A 16,958-nucleotide genomic window follows, 5' to 3' on the forward strand; every position below is an offset into this window, starting at 1 on the left:
CGGGGCCCTGCACGGGAATTCGGTGACACGGACTCCCGTACGCGGTAAGGGACTCGCCATTACCGGGCGGCGCCTACTTCAGACCGGCCTTGTCACAGGCGGCCTTGAACTTGGCGGTGCAGATCTCGTCGACCGTGTAGATGGCGTCCTTGATCACGGTGTCGTTGATGTTGGCCTTGGTCAGCGAGATGACCGGGACCAGCACCGACGGGACGGCCTTCGTGGTGGGGCTGTCGACCGAGTCCTTGGCGATGGAGTCGAGCTTCTCACCCTTGGCGAGGGCGACGGCCATCTCCGCGGCGACGTCCGCCTCCTGCGGGTAGGGCTTGTAGACGCTCATGAACTGCTCGCCCGACACGATGCGCTGCACGCCCGCGAGCTCGGCGTCCTGGCCGGTGACCGGCGGGAGCGGGGAGACGCCCGCGGCCTTCAGGGCGGTGATGATACCGCCGGCCATGCCGTCGTTCGCGGAGTAGACGCCGACGATCTTGGTCTTGCCGACCGCCGAGATGGCGCCTTCCATGTTGGCGTTGGCGTTCTCCGGCTTCCACTCCTTGGTGTCGTACGACTTCGCGATGTCGACCTTGCCCTCGAGCTCGGACAGCGCGCCCTTCTTGAAGAGGGCGGCGTTCGGGTCGGTGACCGCGCCGTTCATCATGACGATCTTCGCGGAGGGCTTGGCCTTGGCACCCAGGGCCTCCAGGAGCGCCTTGCCCTGGACGCGGCCGACCTCTTCGTTGTCGAAGGAGGTGTAGGCGTCGATCGGGCCCTCGGCGAGGCGGTCGTACGCGACGACCGGGATGCCGGCGTCCTTGGCCTTCTTCACGCCGTTGGCGATGGCCTTGGAGTCCACCGCGTCCACGATCAGCACGTCCACCTTGTTGGTGATCATCGTGTCGACCTGCTGGGACTGCGTGGTGGCGTCCTGCTTGGCGTTGGCGTAGACGACCTCGCCCTTGTCGTTCGTGAGCTCCTTGACCTTCTTCTCGATCAGGGGCTTGTCGAACTTCTCGTACCGCGCGGTCTGGTTCTCCGGGAGGAGCAGACCGACCTTGATGTTGTCGCCCTTGGCGGCGGACTTGGTGGAGTCGCTCTTGTCGCCGGACTCATCGGCGCTGCCACAGGCAGCCAGCGAGACGGCCATCGCACTCGCGGCAACAGCAAAGGCCGCACGACGCATACGCGTGTTCATTCAGAAACCTCCCTGACGAGGCCGCGACGTTGCGGCCGAGGTGGCTGGAAGTCAACTCGGCCACAAGTGCGACGTCAAGAAGTAAATCCTTAACGGAATGGCAACGCTGCCATCCGTTCTCTAAGTGAAGGCAGGTGTTACGGCAGTGAGCGAACCGTCCAAAAGGGTCGAATCGCCCATCTCGCTGAGCGCGAGGGCGAGTGCCCCGAGGACCTCCGCCCGACCGCCAAGTGCCCCTGGCAGAACGGATAGTTGACGCGCCGCGCTGGGGATCGCATAGCGGCCGACGGACTCCCTGATGGGTCCCAGTACGAGCTCTCCGGCCTCGGCGAGATCACCGCCGAGCACCACCCGACTCGGATTGAGCAGATTGCACAGATTCGCCACTCCACTACCGATATGTCGGCCGACGTCGGCGATCACCCGACGGCAGCCGGGGTCTCCGTCCCGCGCCAGCCGTACGACACCTTCCATGGTCAGATCCGTGCCGTGGCTGGACTGGAGGAGCGGCAGCACATAGCGCGCCGCCGCGAAGGTCTCCAGACAGCCGCGGTTGCCGCAGCGGCAGACCGGACCGGACTCGTCAAGAGTAATATGCCCGATTTCTCCCGCTGTGCCACCCGGGCCGCGGTAGATCTTGCTGTCGATCACGAGTCCGGCGCCGACACCGCTGGCCACCTTGATGTACGCGAGGTCCCTGACGCCCCTGCCGCTGCCCCAGACGAGTTCGCCGAGGGCCCCGAGGTTGGCGTCGTTGTCGACGTGCACGGGGACGCCCAGGCGCCCGTGGAGCTCCTCCGCGGGCCTGGTGCCGGTCCAGCCCGGCAGGATCGCCGTGGAACCGAGCGTGCCGGACTCCACGTCGATGGGCCCGGGCACGCCGAGGCCCACCCCGGCGATCTTCGTACGGTCCACGCCGGTGGCCTCGATCAGACGGCTGACCAGCTGTTCCGCCCGGTCGAAGCCCTGCGCGGCGGAGGCGTCCACGTCGAGCGGCTCGGACTCCTCGGCCAGCACCTGGTGCGCGAGGTTGCCCACCGCGACGCGCAGGTGCGTATGGCCGAAGTCCACGCCGATGACGATGCCGGCGTCGCCGCTGAGGCTGACGCTGCGGGCCCTGCGGCCGCCCGCCGAGGTGGGCGTGACGGTGACCGTCCCGCCGTCCTTGAGTTCCCGCACGATGTTGGAGACCGTGGCCGCGGACAGCCCCGTCGTCCTCGCGATCTCCGCCTGCGTGAGCGACCCGGCCAGGCGCACCGCGCGTACGACCCGTTCGAGATTGGCTCGGTGCAGCGACGACTGCGACCCCGGAGTCTCCACGACGACCTCCTGCGTACGGGGCCGCCTCGGTGAGGCCCCGTCTATGTCCAACTAGTGAACTCTAAGCTGAGCCGTTTGGGCTGCCTCCCGTCAAGAGGTTGAGCAAAGGGGGTGCGTCGGCACGCCCGCTCACGCCGGAATGGCCCCGTAGGTCATTACGGGGCCACCCTCGCAAACCGGACCTGCGGCCGGACCGTTACTTGAGCGCCCCCGCCGTCAGCCCCTGGACCACCTGGCGCTGGAAGACGATGTACGCGGCGAGCACCGGCAGCATCGCCATCACGAGACCGGCGAACAGCCCCGACCAGTCACCCTTGTAGCCCTGGCTGACGGCGAGCTGGACGAGGCCCTGGGTGAGCACCTTGTTGTCCGGCTCGGTGTTGAGCACCGTCGGCAGCAGGTACTGGTTCCACTGGCCCAGGAAGTTGAAGATGGTGATGCTGATCAGGCCGGGCTTGGCCATCGGCAGCATCACCTGGAAGAACGTCCTGGTGTGCGAGGCGCCGTCCACGAAGGCCGCCTCGGCCACCGAGGTCGGCAGGGTGCGGAAGAAGGACGTCATGAAGAACACGGTGAACGGCAGCGAGTAGCCGATGTAGACCAGGATCAGCCCGGGCAGCGTGTTCAGCAGCGCGAGGTTCTGCATGACGTAGAACAGCGGGACCAGCGCCAGGATGACCGGGAAGCTCATCCCTCCGATGAAGAGGAAGTAGATGAAGCGGTTCCCGGGGAACTCGAAGCGCGCGAGGACGTACGCCGCCATGGAGCCCAGCAGCATGGTGCCCAGGAGCGAGAACCCCACCACGATGATCGTGTTGAGGAAGTAGTCGCTCATGTTCGCCGAGGTCCAGGCGCGCGACCAGTTGTCGAAGTGCAGCTTGTCGGGCAGTGCCCACGGCGAACTGAAGATGTCCTTGTCCGTCTTGAACGAGGTCATCACCGCCCACAGCAGCGGCAGCGTGACCATGAGCGCCCACAGGATCAGGAAGCCGTGCGAGAAGACGTTGAGGGTCCTGCCGGTGGCTTTCTCCCGCGGCGCGGGCACGGGTGCCGCCTTGGTGACGGGCGCCCTCTCCCCCGCGGTGTCGGCGGGAGGCGTGTCGGTCGTCTTCACTCGTGGCCTCCGCGCGGCTCGGTCAGCTCGTTCTGCATCAGTACTCCAGCCGCTCGCGGCGGCCCAGCCTCATCACGACGGCCACGAACAGCAGCGTCACGACGAGCAGGGCGACACCGATCGTCGTCGCGTAGGCGGCCTGACCGTCCCGGAACGCCTTCTGGTAGACGTACAGCGGCAGGACGGTCGTCGAGTAGTCGGGACCGCCGGGGCCCACGGACATGATCTGCACGACCGCGAAGGACTCGGCGCCGAGCGCCAGGATGCCCATGTAGGCCCAGCCGGACTGCACGGTGTCCCAGAGCAGCGGCAGGGTGATCTTGAAGAAGGTCGTGAGGCGGTTCGCGCCGTCCAGCAGGGCCGCCTCGTAGTAGTCCTTGGGAATGGAGGCCATTCCCGCGGAGAAGAGCACCACGAAGAAGCCGACGGTGCACCACACGAGGACCGCGAAGACGCACCACAGGGCGAGGTCGGGGTCGCCGAGCCAGTCGGGCTGGACGCTGTCCAGACCGACCGCCTGCAAACCGGAATTGATCGCACCGCTGTTGGGGTTGTACGCGAACTGGAACAGCAGTGCGACGATCGCGATCGACAGCACCTGCGGGAAGAAGTAGACCACCTTGTAGAAGGAGGAACCGCGGACACCGGCGATCGCGGCATTCTTCCGGCGCCGCCCGCCGACATTGAGCATGAAGGCGAAGAACAGCGCCAGGGTGAGCGTCACCAGCGGCAGCAGCAGGACGAACTGCACGCTGTGCTGCAACGACTTCCAGAAAACGTCGTCGTCGAGCAGTCGCGTGTAGTTCTTGAAGCCCACCATCTTGAACTCGGGGCTCAGACCGCTCCAGTCCGTGAACGAATAGTAGATGGACTGGAAGAAGGGCCAGATCACGAAGAGGCTGTAAATGGCCAGAGGGGCCGTCAAGAACCCCACGATGAAACGGTATTTGCCGTGTTGCATTCCTACCGACCCGATCTTCCCCGCGGGGGCTGCCGTCGATGCCGCACAACGAGACCCGGGGCCCGGGCATCGCCCGGGCCCCGGCCGCGCTCACTGGTGCTTGTAGTGCTGGATGTTGTCGTCCTTGGCCGCTTCGTCGGCGTATCCCTGGATCTTCTTGATGGCCTCGACCGGCGTGAGCCGGCCCGCCATCATCTCGCCGAGGCCGCCGACGCCGATCCTCTCCTTCTGGAGCGCCACGTACCAGTCCTGCAGACGCGGGTTGACCACGTTGTCGCCGGCCTTGTCCAGAGCCGCGACGCCGGACTTCAGACCCGGCGTGAGCTCGATGCCGTCGGTGCCGCCGTTGAACGCGGACAGCGACTTGACGGACGAGGTGAAGTTCTTCGACGAGGCCTCGCTGAGCATGATGCGCAGCTGCTCCATACCGCCGTCGGTGTTCTTGGCCTTGGCGGGGACGATGAAGGGCTCACCGCCGGAGGCCCAGATGGTGCCGAAGGGCATCTTGTCCGAGCTGTCGATGCCGCTGGGCGCGGACACCGCGAGGCCGAAGTCCTTCGGCATGGTCTTCGCCGCCTCGTTCTCCACCCAGGAGCCGTTCGGGATGAAGAGCGCCTTGCCCTCGGTCCAGGCCGTCTGGGACTGGATGTGGTCCAGGCCCGGGGTGCCCTTGAGGACGTAGCCCTTCTTGTAGAGCTCGTAGTACGCCTCGAAACAGGTCTTGACCGCGGGGTGCTTCCAGGCGTTCGGCTCCAGGTTGTCGATGGCGTCGAGGACCTCACGGCCGCCGACCTTGGCGATCATCGGGTAGAGCGAGAAGGGGAGGTAGTACGGGTACTTGCCCGCGTACGTCCAGCCCGCGATGCCCTTCTTCTTCGCCTTCGCGCAGACCGCGAGCATGTCGTCCCAGGTCTCCGGGTACGTGGCGTCGAGGGAGTCCAGCGCCTTCTGGGAGTACCACACGCCGTAGATCGTGTACGCGTAGTACATGATCCAGACCGGGTCGCCGTCGAGCTGGCCCATCTCGACGATGCCGGGGCGCAGGGTGTCGCGGACCTTCTTGGCCGGGTCGTCGAAGGACGGGGCGTCGAGCAGCGGGGTGAGGTCCGCGAGCTGCTTCTTGCTGGCGAGGACGCCCATGTCCATCTGCTCGGCGCCCGAGTTGTCGATCAGGTCCGGCGGGGTGCCCTGGTTGAAGCGCGGCTGCAGGACCGACTGGATCTTCTGGGTCGAGGAGAACTTGACCTTCGCCTTGGGGAAGTTCTTCTCGTAGACCGCCTTGGCGTCCTCGGCGTACTTCGTGCCGAAACCGCCGTCGAAGATGACGATCTCCAGCGGGGCGCTCTCGTTGACCGCGAGCGGATTCGCCTTGGTCTTCTTGCCCTTGTCGACCTTTTCGTCGCTGCCGCTGTCGCCGCTGGCACACGCGGACAGGAAACTCATCGTGGGTACGGAAATCAGACCGAGCGCGGCGGACCGCTTGATCAGGGCGCGGCGGCCGACACCCTCGCGGTCGTTGTGGGCGGAAGTGGATCCCATGCTCAAGTCCTCGCCTTCGTTTCAGGACTCAGGCGGTGAACCGGACCCTCCCCGGCACCGCGGTTGGTACTGCATTACACCGGGGACGGGCCCCGGCCCCTCCGGTAGGAAAAACACATCGGACGGGTTGCCCGGCGCAGTCGCGGAGGGACGTCAGTAGAGCTGGATCGTGCCTGGAATACCGGGAGGCGCAAAAATGCACGGCATGTCGCTGATCGCCGCGCCTCCTCGCCTCCGGCCTCTGTCCGTCCGCGACGTCGAACGACTGGGCGGACGCCGACAGGTATAGTCCACTTCCCGCCAACGGAGCAAGATCGAATGCACAGTTGGCCGACACTCTTTCCCGAAGTGAGACCTCGCGGAAATATGAGCTGCCCGGAAGGGTTGTCCACAGGCGCTCATCAGGCAACGATCAGTGCCCGGACAGGAAGCCGGCGGACGGGCCCCGGCGGGGCCCGCTGTTCCGGCTGTCCGCGTCACCCCCGTACGCCACATCCAACACCCTTGACATCCCCTGTCACTTGACGCCCTACTGGAGCTTGCGCAGTGAAGTTGACAACGTTGTCCAGGCGCACGTGACAGGGAGGGTGCTGGCGCATGCACCACAGATCTCGGCAAGGGTCTCCGCACAGATCCCGGCTCGGAACCCGGAGCGGGTGGGGTTCCACGGCGGTCCTCGGAGCGGCCGCCTTCGCACTGGTGGTGGCCTCGCAGGGCGCCGCCGTGGCCCGTCCCGGCCAAGCGGCCGCCGCGGACCGGGAATTCGGTTCCTCCTTCGAGGCGGGTGAACCGGCACCCGACTGGCTCAACACGGTCGACACCTCGCCCGGCGGCGCCAAGCGCGCCTCGGGGGTCGACGGCGGTTACAGCACCGGCATCCCGGGCAATGTGACGGACCACGTCACGGACGTCCGCGCGAGCGCCGAGAACACCGGCGGCGGCGAGGTGAAGGAGAACCTCGCCGATGTCGAGCCCAGCACCAAGTGGCTGACCTTCGCGCCCACCGGCTGGGCGGAGTTCGAGCTGGACGCCCCCGTCAAGCTCCTCTCGTACGCGCTCACGTCGGCCAACGACCACGACGAGCGCGACCCCGTCGACTGGACCTTCCAGGGCTCCACGGACGGCAAGGACTGGAAGACCCTCGACACCCGGACCGGCGAGTCCTTCGCCGAGCGGTTCCAGACGAAGTCGTACAAACTCGGCGAACCGGCCGAGTACCAGCACTTCCGGCTCGACATCACCAAGAACAAGGGTGCTTCCGACGCCCTGCAGCTCGCCGACGTCCAGTTCTCGACGGGCGACGAGGAGGACCCCACGCCCAAGGACATGCTCTCCCTCGTGGACCGCGGTCCGAGCGGCTCCCCGACGGCCAAGGCGGGCGCGGGCTTCACCGGCAAGAAGGCCCTGCGGTACGCGGGTACGCACAAGGCGGACGGCCGCGCCTACTCGTACAACAAGGTCTTCGACGTGAACGTGGCCGTCGGCCGCGACACCGAGCTGGCGTACCGGATCTTCCCGTCGATGGCGGACGGTGACCGGGACTACGACGCCACGAACGTGTCGGTCGACCTGGCCTTCACGGACGGCACCTACCTCAGCGACCTGCGCGCCCAGGACCAGCACGGGTTCGCGCTGACGCCGCAGGGCCAGGGCGCCTCGAAGGTGCTGTACGTCAACCAGTGGAACAACGTGACCTCGCGGATCGGCTCGGTCGCGGCCGGCCGGACCGTCGACCGCATCCTGGTCGCGTACGACTCCGCGAAGGGGCCGGCGAAGTTCCGCGGCTGGCTGGACGACGTCAACCTGAGCGTGAAGAAGCCCGAGAAGCCCAAGGCACACCTCTCGGACTACGCGTCGACCACCCGCGGCACCAACTCCAGCGGCGGCTTCTCGCGCGGCAACAACTTCCCCGCGACGGCCGTCCCGCACGGTTTCAACTTCTGGACGCCGGTGACGAACGCCGGTTCCCTGAGCTGGCTGTACGACTACGCGCGCTCCAACAACGCCGACAACCTGCCCACCGTCCAGGCGTTCAGCGCGAGCCACGAGCCGAGCCCCTGGATGGGCGACCGGCAGACCTTCCAGGTGATGCCGTCGGCCGCGTCCGGCACCCCGGACACCGGGCGCACCGCCCGCGCGCTGCCCTTCAAGCACGAGAACGAGACGGCGCGCCCGTACTACTACGGGGTGACGTTCGAAAACGGGCTGAAGACGGAGATGGCGCCGACGGACCACGCGGCGTCCCTGCGGTTCACCTTCCCCGGTGACGACGCGAACGTGCTGTTCGACAACGTCACGGACCAGGCGGGCCTCACCCTCGACAAGGAGAGCGGCACCTTCACCGGCTACTCGGACGTCAAGTCCGGCCTGTCGACGGGCGCCACCCGGCTCTTCGTGTACGGGACCTTCGACGCGCCCGTCACCGAGGGAAGCTCCTCGGGGGTCAAGGGCTACCTGAAGTTCCGGCCCGGCGCCGACCGCACGGTCACCCTGCGCATCGCCACGTCCCTGATCAGCATCGACCAGGCGAAGGACAACCTCCGCCAGGAGATCCCGGACGGCACGTCCTTCGACAAGGTGACGTCGCGCGCCCAGCAGGCCTGGGACAAGATCCTGGGCAAGGTCGAGGTCGAGGGCGCGACCCCGGACCAGCTGACCACGCTGTACTCCAGCCTCTACCGGCTGTACCTGTACCCGAACTCCGGCTTCGAGAAGGTCGGCGGGAAGTACCAGTACGCCTCGCCGTTCTCGCCGATGCCGAACCCGGACTCGCCGACGCACACCGGCGCGAAGATCGTCGACGGCAAGGTGTACGTCAACAACGGCTTCTGGGACACCTACCGGACGACCTGGCCCGCCTACTCGCTGCTGACGCCCAGCCAGGCCGGTGAGATGGCCGACGGCTTCGTGCAGCAGTACAAGGACGGCGGCTGGACCTCGCGCTGGTCCTCGCCCGGCTACGCGGACCTGATGACCGGCACCTCCTCCGACGTGGCGTTCGCGGACGCGTACGTGAAGGGCGTCGACTTCGACGCGAAGTCGGCGTACGACGCGGCCGTGAAGAACGCGACCGTGGTGCCGCCCTCCTCCGGCGTGGGCCGCAAGGGCATGGCCACCTCGCCCTTCATCGGCTACACGAGCACCGACACCCACGAGGGCCTGTCGTGGGCGCTGGAGGGCTACCTCAACGACTACGGCATCTCCAAGATGGGCGAGGAGCTCTACAGGAAGACCGGCAAGAAGAAGTACAAGGAGGAGTCCGCGTACTTCCTCAACCGCGCCCAGGAGTACGTCAACCTCTTCGACTCGAAGGCCGGCTTCTTCCAGGGCAAGGACGCCAAGGGCGACTGGCGGGTGGACTCCGAGAAGTTCGACCCGCGCGTGTGGGGCTACGACTACACGGAGACCAACGGCTGGGGCTACGCGTTCACCGCCCCGCAGGACTCGCGCGGCCTCGCCAACCTCTACGGCGGCCGCTCGGGACTCGCCGAGAAGCTGGACACGTACTTCGGCACCCCGGAGACCGCCGGGCCCGAGTTCGTCGGCTCGTACGGGGGCGTCATCCACGAGATGACCGAGGCCCGCGACGTACGCATGGGCATGTACGGGCACTCCAACCAGGTGGCCCACCACGTGAACTACATGTACGACGCGGCCGGCCAGCCCTGGAAGACCCAGAAGAACGTGCGTGAGGTGCTCTCCCGCCTCTACGCGGGCAGCGAGATCGGCCAGGGCTACCACGGCGACGAGGACAACGGCGAGCAGTCGGCCTGGTTCCTCTTCTCCTCGCTCGGGTTCTATCCGCTGGTGATGGGCAGCGGCGAGTACGCCGTCGGCTCCCCGCTCTTCACCAAGGCGACCGTGCACCTGGAGAACGGCCGCAAGCTGGTCGTGAAGGCTCCGAAGAACAGCGCGAAGAACGTCTACGTGCAGGGCCTGAAGGTCAACGGCAAGAAGTGGACGTCGACCTCGCTCCCCCACTCGCTCCTCTCGCGCGGCGCGGTGATCGACTTCGACATGGGGTCGAAGCCGTCCTCGTGGGGCACCGGGAAGAACGCGGCGCCCGTGTCGATCACGCAGGACGACAAGGTGGCGACGCCCCGGACCGACGCGATCAAGGGCGACGGCGCGCTGTTCGACAACACCTCGGCGACCGACGCCACGGTCGCGTCCGCGGACCTGCCGACCGCCGACCCGGTCAAGGCCGTCCAGTACACGCTGACGTCGGCCGACGCCGCCAAGGCCCCCGAGGGCTGGGTCCTGCAGGGCTCGTCCGACGGGACCACCTGGAAGGACCTCGACAAGCGCGCCGGGGAGTCCTTCGCCTGGGACAGGCAGACCCGGGCCTTCTCGGTCGCGGCACCCGGCACGTACGCGAAGTACCGCCTGGTCCTCGACGGTGAGGCGACGCTGGCGGAGGTGGAACTGCTGCGCTGACGCCCGGCACGCGGCGGCACAGGAGAAGAACACGCACGGCACGCACGGCACCGGTTACGGCAGGAAGGTAACCGGTGCCGTGTCGTCGGCGGGCTCGGCGTCGCGGCGGGCGGTCCCGGGAGTGTCCGCCACCCGCACGCCGTCCTCGCCCGGTCCGCCGGGACGGAGCGTGAAGCCGAAGGTGCCCGACGTGCCCGGCGCGGACCCGCCCAGCGACAGCGACATCACCAGCGCCAGGCAGACGTCCTCGATCAGGCGCGGCGCGGACGGTGGTGATTCGAACGGAACGGCGCCACGAACCTCATAAGTGGCTCAAGATTCCAACTGCGTTGGCTGCGTCCTCCGTTGGGGAGGTAGAGTCGGTTTCAGACCACCGGACAACGTTGTCGCGTCCTGGGTCGACATGAACCTCACCCCCTCCGGCCAGGCACTCCCCCGGCCTGCCCGGCTCGCGGACCCGGTGGATTACGGCCACCGGGTCCGCCCAGAGCAGCCCGGGCGGAGGACGCCCCGGGGCCGGCTCCGGACCGCTCCCGGACGGGCTCCGGACCGCGCTCGAACAGGCTCCGGACCGTCCTCGAACCGGCTTCGGACCGTCCTCGAACCGGCTCAGCCCGGCCGACAGGCGAGGGCGGTCGCCGTATCACCCCCCGAGCCCTGGACGACGTACCCGAACGAGGCGCTCTCACCCGGGTCCAGCGACCCGTTCCAGTCGGCGTTGTGGACCATCACGTCCTGACCGCCGTACGTGGCGTTGCCGCTCCAGAGGCTGGCCACGGACTGTCCGGCCGGCAGCGAGAAGTCGACCATCCAGCCGAGCATCGGCACGTCGCCGCTGTTGGTGACGGTCACCTCGGACTGGTAGCCGCCCGACCAGCTGCCGGTCGTGCGGCGGGTGGCGGAGCAGGCGCCGGCCGGGGGCTCGGTCGGGTTGCCCGGGTCGTGGATGCCGGTCACCTCTCCGTTGCCGCCGTCGAAGACGATGTCGGAGCAGGAGTAGAAGGTCTCGGCGCTGTCCGAGCGCTGCCAGACCATGTAGACGAGGTGGCGTCCCGACTTGCCCGCCGGGAGCCGGCCGGACCAGGAGTAGTTGGCCTCGACCGTGCCCGGGGATCCGTTGAGCGGCGGGTGGTCGACGCTGAGGAACGGCTGCTCCTCCATGTCGTTCCAGGTGAGCGGCTCGGTCGGGTCGTAGCCGTCCTTGGTGAGGTAGACGTAGAACCAACCCGGGTGCGCGGCCCAGGCGTTGTAGGAGAAGTCGACGGTCGCGCCCGAGGTCAGATGGGTCAGCGGCCAGTCGGCGCTCGGCGTGTTGAAGCCGGTGAAGTTGGTGTTGCCGCCGCTGCACAGTTCGCCGTCGGGCACGAAGCCCCGGGTGCGGCCGGCTCCGTCGGAGCGCAGCACCGAGAACCAGTTGTAGAACGGCGTGGTGCCGCTGGCCTGTTGCGCCGCCTTGCAGGCCGGATTGACCGGCTTGATCTCACCGGTGTCGGTGAGCCCGTCCTGCCAGCACAGGAACGTACGGCTGGCGGGCTTCATGGGAGTGCCGTGCGCCTGCGCCTCGCCGCCCGCCGAGACGACCAGGCCGAGCGCCGGGAACGTGACGACCAGGGCGAGCAGGATGAGGAGGAAGGCGCGGCCCCGGGCGGGGAGCGGTGACCTCCGTGGAGGGCGGGGAGGCGGAGGCGGCGGGGCTGGTGTGATTGCCAGGTTCATGACAGAACGGTCCATCCCTTCGTTCACAAGCCGTGGGGTGCTCTCCTAAGGGGATGCGCGAGATGGGAACGGTCCCGGGGCGGGTTCCGGTCCACCCGGAATGGGAGCGCTCCCACCTCGCGTGCTCTCGAAGCTAGCGCGGACCGGTACGGCTGTAAACGGCTGCCGCGAGAGGGCCGTACCCGGACGGGTGCGGCCCTCTCGGCAACGGGGCTCTCGAACGGCCTCCCCCTCACCGGTGGTGAGGGGACGTCAGGTAGTGCTGTCGCAGGAGTTCCTTCCCGTAGTCGTTGCCGTTCGGCGTGCGGATGACGGAGTGGACGTGCATCTGGGTGGCGCCGCTGCCCTGCGTGGCGCCGTACGCGCCCGCGAGCGGTCCCGGGGCCTGGCAGTCGACCTCGACCCAGACGACCGGGCTGTGCACCCGGACGTAGAAGGCGGAGTCGTCCGCGGTGCCGCCCGCCCAGGTGACGTAGGTGTCGTTCAGGTGCGCCCGCACCTCCGCCAGCCTCGCCTCGGCGGCATCCGCCTTCGCGCGGCCGGTGAAGGCCTCGACGATGCCGAGGAGCTTGAGCTTCTGGGCGCCGGTGAGGGCCTTGCCGCGGATGCCGGTGTACTCCTGCACCGCGTTGTCCGAGAAGGCGCCCGCCTTCATCGACTCGTTCGACTTGGCCGTGGACTCGATCGCGACCGTCCGCTGCGCGTCGGTGAGGGAGTTGATGAAGGCGAGGCTCGCCTTCACCTCCTCCTTGCACACGGAGACGGTCGTGCCGTCGATCTCGATCTCGGTCGGTTCCGAACCCCAGAAGCAGGGGCTCATGACGACCTGGTCGCCGAGCACGAAGTAGTTGACGACCAGGTGGTGCCCGTCGAACTGGAAGCCCCACGGTTCGGTGGCGGACGGCGTGCCGAGCACCGTGTAGTGGAAGGCCTCCTCGTTGAAGGCGTCCGTCCTGCCGATCGCCTCCCCCGCGGCCTGGTTGATCCGGCGGATCTTCTCGGTGGTCTCCAGGCCGTCCGCGCTGAGCGCCGACTTCAGCAGGGCCTTGCCGAGTGCCTGCTGCTCGTCGGAGAGGTCGGCGACGGACACGCCCTGGCGCTCGTACGCGTCGACGTTGCTCCACAGCCGCCACTCGGTGGAGTGCGCGGTGAACTGTGTCGACGACTTCTGCGTGGCGCTCAGCCCGGCGAGGAAGGCGTTCGCCGCGGTGATCACCGGGGCGGTCACGACGCCCTCGGAGTGGATCGAGAACAGGCCGTCGATCTTCTTGCCGTCGGTGGTCAGGCCGAAGAAGTCCTCGGTGATCGACTGGTTGCCGGGACCTCCGGTGCCGCCGCCGGGGGCGCCGCTCGGCTCGGCCGACGCCGGGGCGCCGTCGGCACCGGTGCCGGTGTCCGTGTCGTCGGCGGCGAGCGCGGCCCAGGCGCCGGCCCCGCCCATCGTCGCGACGGCGGTGGCGCCGCTCGCGAAGAAGACCTTGCGCATGAAGTTCCGCCGGCCGACGTGGGCCTGCCGGCCGGTCTGCGGCGGCTGGGACTGGGGCTGGGGCTGAGGCTGGGGCGTGGACTCGCCGGTGTCGAGCTCGCTCATCGCGGCTGGCTCCCTCATGGCCATGGGCCGATCCCTTGCGGACGGCCACGCGGGACGACTGTGAACCACGAACCTGAGCCCGACCTGAAACCGGGGCGGGCCGGAGGCCGGAACCGGAGGGCCCGGGCCAGAGGCCGGAACCGGGGCCGGAAGCCAGAGGCCGAGGGCACGCGGGGCGGGTGTGCCTGCGCGGGAGGTGGGTCGCCCGCGTGGGGATGGATGTACGCGTGCGGAGGTGGGTGTGCGCGAGGCCTGTTGCAGGGTGCCGTGTTTCGGTTGGCCTCTCCTCGGGTCAGGAGTCGGCCCGAGCAGCTCCCAGGGTTCAGGTCTGGGTCAGCTCCTGCGGGTCGGGACCGGACGGTCCGGTCCGGCTCCTGCGGGTCGAGGCCGGGCGGACCGGGTCGGCCCCTGCGGGTCGGGACCGGACGGACCAGGTCGGCCCCCGCGGGTCGGAACCACACGGACCAGGTCGGCCCCTGCGGGTCAGGACCGTACGGACCGGTCCGGCTCCCGCGGGTCAGGACCGTACGGACCGGGTCGGCTCCCGCGGGTCAGGACCGTACGGACCGGGTCGGCCGGGGCGGGTCGCCCGGGACGGATCGCCCGGGACGGGCCCGGGCGACCCGCCCGGCCCTCGTGGCTCAGGTCGGGTCTCCGGCCGGGGCGCCGAGGACCAGGCCGGTCCGGGGCGCGTCCGGGTCCAGGTGCGCGGGCGCGCCGGCGGACACGTCGTGCGGCGTGCCCGCCGGGGCGGCCGACGGGACGGCCGGCGGGACATTCACCCGCGGCAGCGTCAGCGTGAACTCCGTACGGCCCGGCTCGCTCGCGACCTCGACGCGGCCCGCGTGGGCCGTCGTGATAGCCGCGACTATGGCGAGTCCGAGACCGGAACCGCCCTCGGCGGGGCCGCTGCGGGAGCGCGAGACGTCGCCTCTCGTGAAGCGCTCGAAGACCGCGGGGAGCAGGTGCGGCGGGATGCCGGGGCCGTCGTCGCGGACGCGGACCACGCATCCCGTCTCCGTGGCCTCCACCGAGGCGACGACGGTCGTGCCCGCCGGTGTGTGCACCCGCGCGTTGGCCAGCAGGTTGGCCACCACCTGGTGCAGGCGGGCCTCGTCGCCGAGGACGAGCGCGGGGACGTCGAGGAGCAGCGCCAGCTGCCAGCCGTGGCCGCTCCCCGCCGCCCGCGCGTCCCAGACCGCCTCGGCGACCAGCGCCGCGAGGTCGACCTCGGCGGACCGGAGCGGACGCCCCTCGTCGAGCCGGGCGAGCAGCAGCAGGTCCTCCACGAGACCCGTCATGCGCGCCGACTCGGCGGAGACCCGCCGCCAGGCCAGGGCGGGCTCGATCTGCTGGATGCCGCGGTTCATCAGTTCCGCGTATCCCGCGATGGACGCCAGCGGCGTACGCAGTTCGTGACTGGCGTCCGCGAGGAAGCGGCGCACGCGCTCCTCACCGCGCTGCCGCTCGGCGAGCGACGACTCGACGTGGTCGATCATGCGGTTGAGCGCGGCGCCGACCTGGCCGGCCTCGCTCCCGGGGTGCGTGTCGCCTTCCCGTACCCGGGTGAGGCCGGTGACCGCGCCCCGGCCCAGCGGGACGCGCGAGACCTCGACGGCGGTGGCGGCCACCCGGTCGAGCGGCCGCAGCTGACGGCGTATCACCACGGCGCAGACGATCCCCGCGGCGGTCAGGCCCGCGCCCGCCGCCACGGCCTCGACCAGGACGAGCCCGCCGATCATGTCCTGTACGTCGTCCATCGGGAGCCCGGTGAGGACGGGGACGCCGTCGCCGGCGATGGCGGTCACCCGGTAGGTGCCGAGGCCGGGGATCGTACGGGTGTGCAGGGAGCCGTCGGTGGCGAGGCCGTCCAGGGCGGTGCGCTGGGCAGCGGTGAGGGTCCGCCGCGTACCGTCGTCGGTGACCACCTGGGCCGCGATGACCTGACGGGCCCCGTCCCCGGCGGCGCCCCCGCTCCCGTCCCCCTCGGCGCCGAAGCGGGCGGCGAGCGTGCCGACGGCCTGCCCGCGCTCGTTCAGGAACCCGAGGTCCGTGTCGTCGCCCGTGCGGCGCTGCAGCCCGCCCTGGCTGCGTTCGGCGGCGTCGGTGACGCGCTGGTCCAGATGGCCCAGCAGATAGGCGCGCTGGGCGAGGACGGTGGTGAGGGCCATCGCCGTACAGACGACGAGCAGGGTGACGCCGATGAAGAGCAGGAGGCGGGTGCGCAGCGAGCGCCGCTCCGGCAGCCGGGGCCTCATCCGCCGTCCCCCGGTGGCCTGATGGCGTACCCGACGCCCCGCACGGTGTGGATCATCGGCGTCCGCCCCCTGTCGAGCTTGCGGCGGAGGCTGGAGATGTAGACCTCGACGAGGTTGCCGCCGCCGTCGAAGCAGCCGCTCCAGACGCGGTCCAGGATCAGGGCCTTGCTCAGCACCTGGCGCGGGTGGCTCAGCAGCAGGCCGAGCAGGTCGAACTCCTTGGCGGTGAGCGGGATGTGCGTACCGTCGCGGTGCACCTCGCGGGTGTCCGTGACCAGCACCAGGTCCCCGAGCGCCAGCACCGAACCGCCGGACCCGGCGCCCCCCGCGCCCCCGGTGCCCGACCGGCGCAGCAGTGCGCGCAGCCGCAGCACGACCTCCTCCAGGGAGAAGGGTTTCGTGACGTAGTCGTCGGCGCCGGAGGCGAGGCCGTCGATGCGGTGTTCCAGCGCGTCGCGCGCGGTGAGCATGAGAACGGGCAGCTTCGGGCTCTCCTGCCGCAGACGGCGCAGGACCTGGATGCCGTCCAGGTCGGGCAGCATCCCGTCGAGGACGACGGCGTGCGGCACACGGGTGCGGGCGGCGCGCAGCGCGGACGCGCCGTCCGCCACCGGGTAGGGCCGCCAGCCGGCGTCCGTGACGGCCGCGGAGAGCAGTTCGGTGAGGGCGGGTTCGTCGTCGACGATGAGGACGCGCACGCGCTCGTTTCGGGTGCCGGGCATACGGGGATGATGTCGCTCACACCTGGCAGAACGCTGTGTTCCGCCTGGGTGGGACCCATGTCCTGAAATGGACGGCACACCACGAACAGCGGGGGCCGCATCCCCGGT

The 16,958-nt window shown here is 69.3% G+C and carries 11 protein-coding genes; 1 reads left to right on the top strand and 10 read right to left on the bottom strand.

What is annotated here, in order from left to right; genetic code table 11:
• Window positions 1-73: 73 nt before the first annotated feature.
• The 5 genes from QFZ75_RS10000 to ngcE form a co-directional block, all read right to left on the bottom strand.
• Complete coding sequence (locus QFZ75_RS10000) at window positions 74-1,192, bottom strand: sugar ABC transporter substrate-binding protein (protein WP_307535679.1); 1,119 nt, start codon at window positions 1,190-1,192, stop codon at window positions 74-76.
• A gap of 120 nt (window positions 1,193-1,312) precedes the next feature.
• Window positions 1,313-2,512, bottom strand: a complete 1,200-nt coding sequence (locus tag QFZ75_RS10005) for an ROK family transcriptional regulator (protein ID WP_307535681.1) — start codon at window positions 2,510-2,512, stop codon at window positions 1,313-1,315.
• 196 nt (window positions 2,513-2,708) lie between these two features.
• The gene (locus QFZ75_RS10010; RefSeq protein WP_307535682.1) at window positions 2,709-3,626 is read right to left on the bottom strand and encodes a carbohydrate ABC transporter permease; all 918 of its coding nucleotides are present in this window, start codon (window positions 3,624-3,626) and stop codon (window positions 2,709-2,711) included.
• Window positions 3,627-3,663: 37 nt separating this feature from the next.
• Window positions 3,664-4,587, bottom strand: a complete 924-nt coding sequence (locus QFZ75_RS10015; protein WP_307535684.1) for a carbohydrate ABC transporter permease — start codon at window positions 4,585-4,587, stop codon at window positions 3,664-3,666.
• A 90-nt stretch (window positions 4,588-4,677) separates the two neighbouring features.
• A complete protein-coding gene (gene ngcE / locus QFZ75_RS10020) occupies window positions 4,678-6,126 on the bottom strand; it encodes an N-acetylglucosamine/diacetylchitobiose ABC transporter substrate-binding protein (RefSeq protein WP_307535686.1) in 1,449 nt (482 codons plus the stop codon).
• A gap of 696 nt (window positions 6,127-6,822) precedes the next feature.
• On the opposite strand from ngcE, the gene QFZ75_RS10025 reads away from it, so the two are divergent.
• On the top strand, window positions 6,823-10,563 hold the full coding sequence (locus QFZ75_RS10025; protein WP_307544360.1) for a GH92 family glycosyl hydrolase: 3,741 nt from the start codon (window positions 6,823-6,825) through the stop codon (window positions 10,561-10,563).
• 54 nt (window positions 10,564-10,617) lie between these two features.
• Here QFZ75_RS10025 and QFZ75_RS10030 read toward each other — a convergent pair whose 3' ends face one another.
• The 5 genes from QFZ75_RS10030 to QFZ75_RS10050 form a co-directional block, all read right to left on the bottom strand.
• Entirely contained in the window at window positions 10,618-10,788 is a 171-nt protein-coding gene (locus QFZ75_RS10030; protein ID WP_307535688.1) for a hypothetical protein, read from the bottom strand.
• Window positions 10,789-11,172: 384 nt separating this feature from the next.
• Window positions 11,173-12,279: a lytic polysaccharide monooxygenase gene (locus QFZ75_RS10035; protein ID WP_307535690.1), complete on the bottom strand. Its 1,107-nt coding sequence runs from the start codon at window positions 12,277-12,279 to the stop codon at window positions 11,173-11,175.
• Between the two features lie 232 nt (window positions 12,280-12,511).
• Complete coding sequence (locus QFZ75_RS10040; RefSeq protein ID WP_307535692.1) at window positions 12,512-13,870, bottom strand: DUF3500 domain-containing protein; 1,359 nt, start codon at window positions 13,868-13,870, stop codon at window positions 12,512-12,514.
• Between the two features lie 641 nt (window positions 13,871-14,511).
• Window positions 14,512-16,128: a cell wall metabolism sensor histidine kinase WalK gene (locus tag QFZ75_RS10045; RefSeq protein WP_307535693.1), complete on the bottom strand. Its 1,617-nt coding sequence runs from the start codon at window positions 16,126-16,128 to the stop codon at window positions 14,512-14,514.
• Window positions 16,125-16,850, bottom strand: coding sequence for a response regulator transcription factor (locus QFZ75_RS10050; protein WP_307535694.1), 726 nt, complete (start codon window positions 16,848-16,850; stop codon window positions 16,125-16,127). Before QFZ75_RS10050 ends, QFZ75_RS10045 begins: the two co-directional genes overlap by 4 nt.
• Window positions 16,851-16,958 lie beyond the last annotated feature (108 nt).

This window comes from Streptomyces sp. V3I8 (assembly GCF_030817535.1).
Classification (GTDB): domain Bacteria; phylum Actinomycetota; class Actinomycetes; order Streptomycetales; family Streptomycetaceae; genus Streptomyces.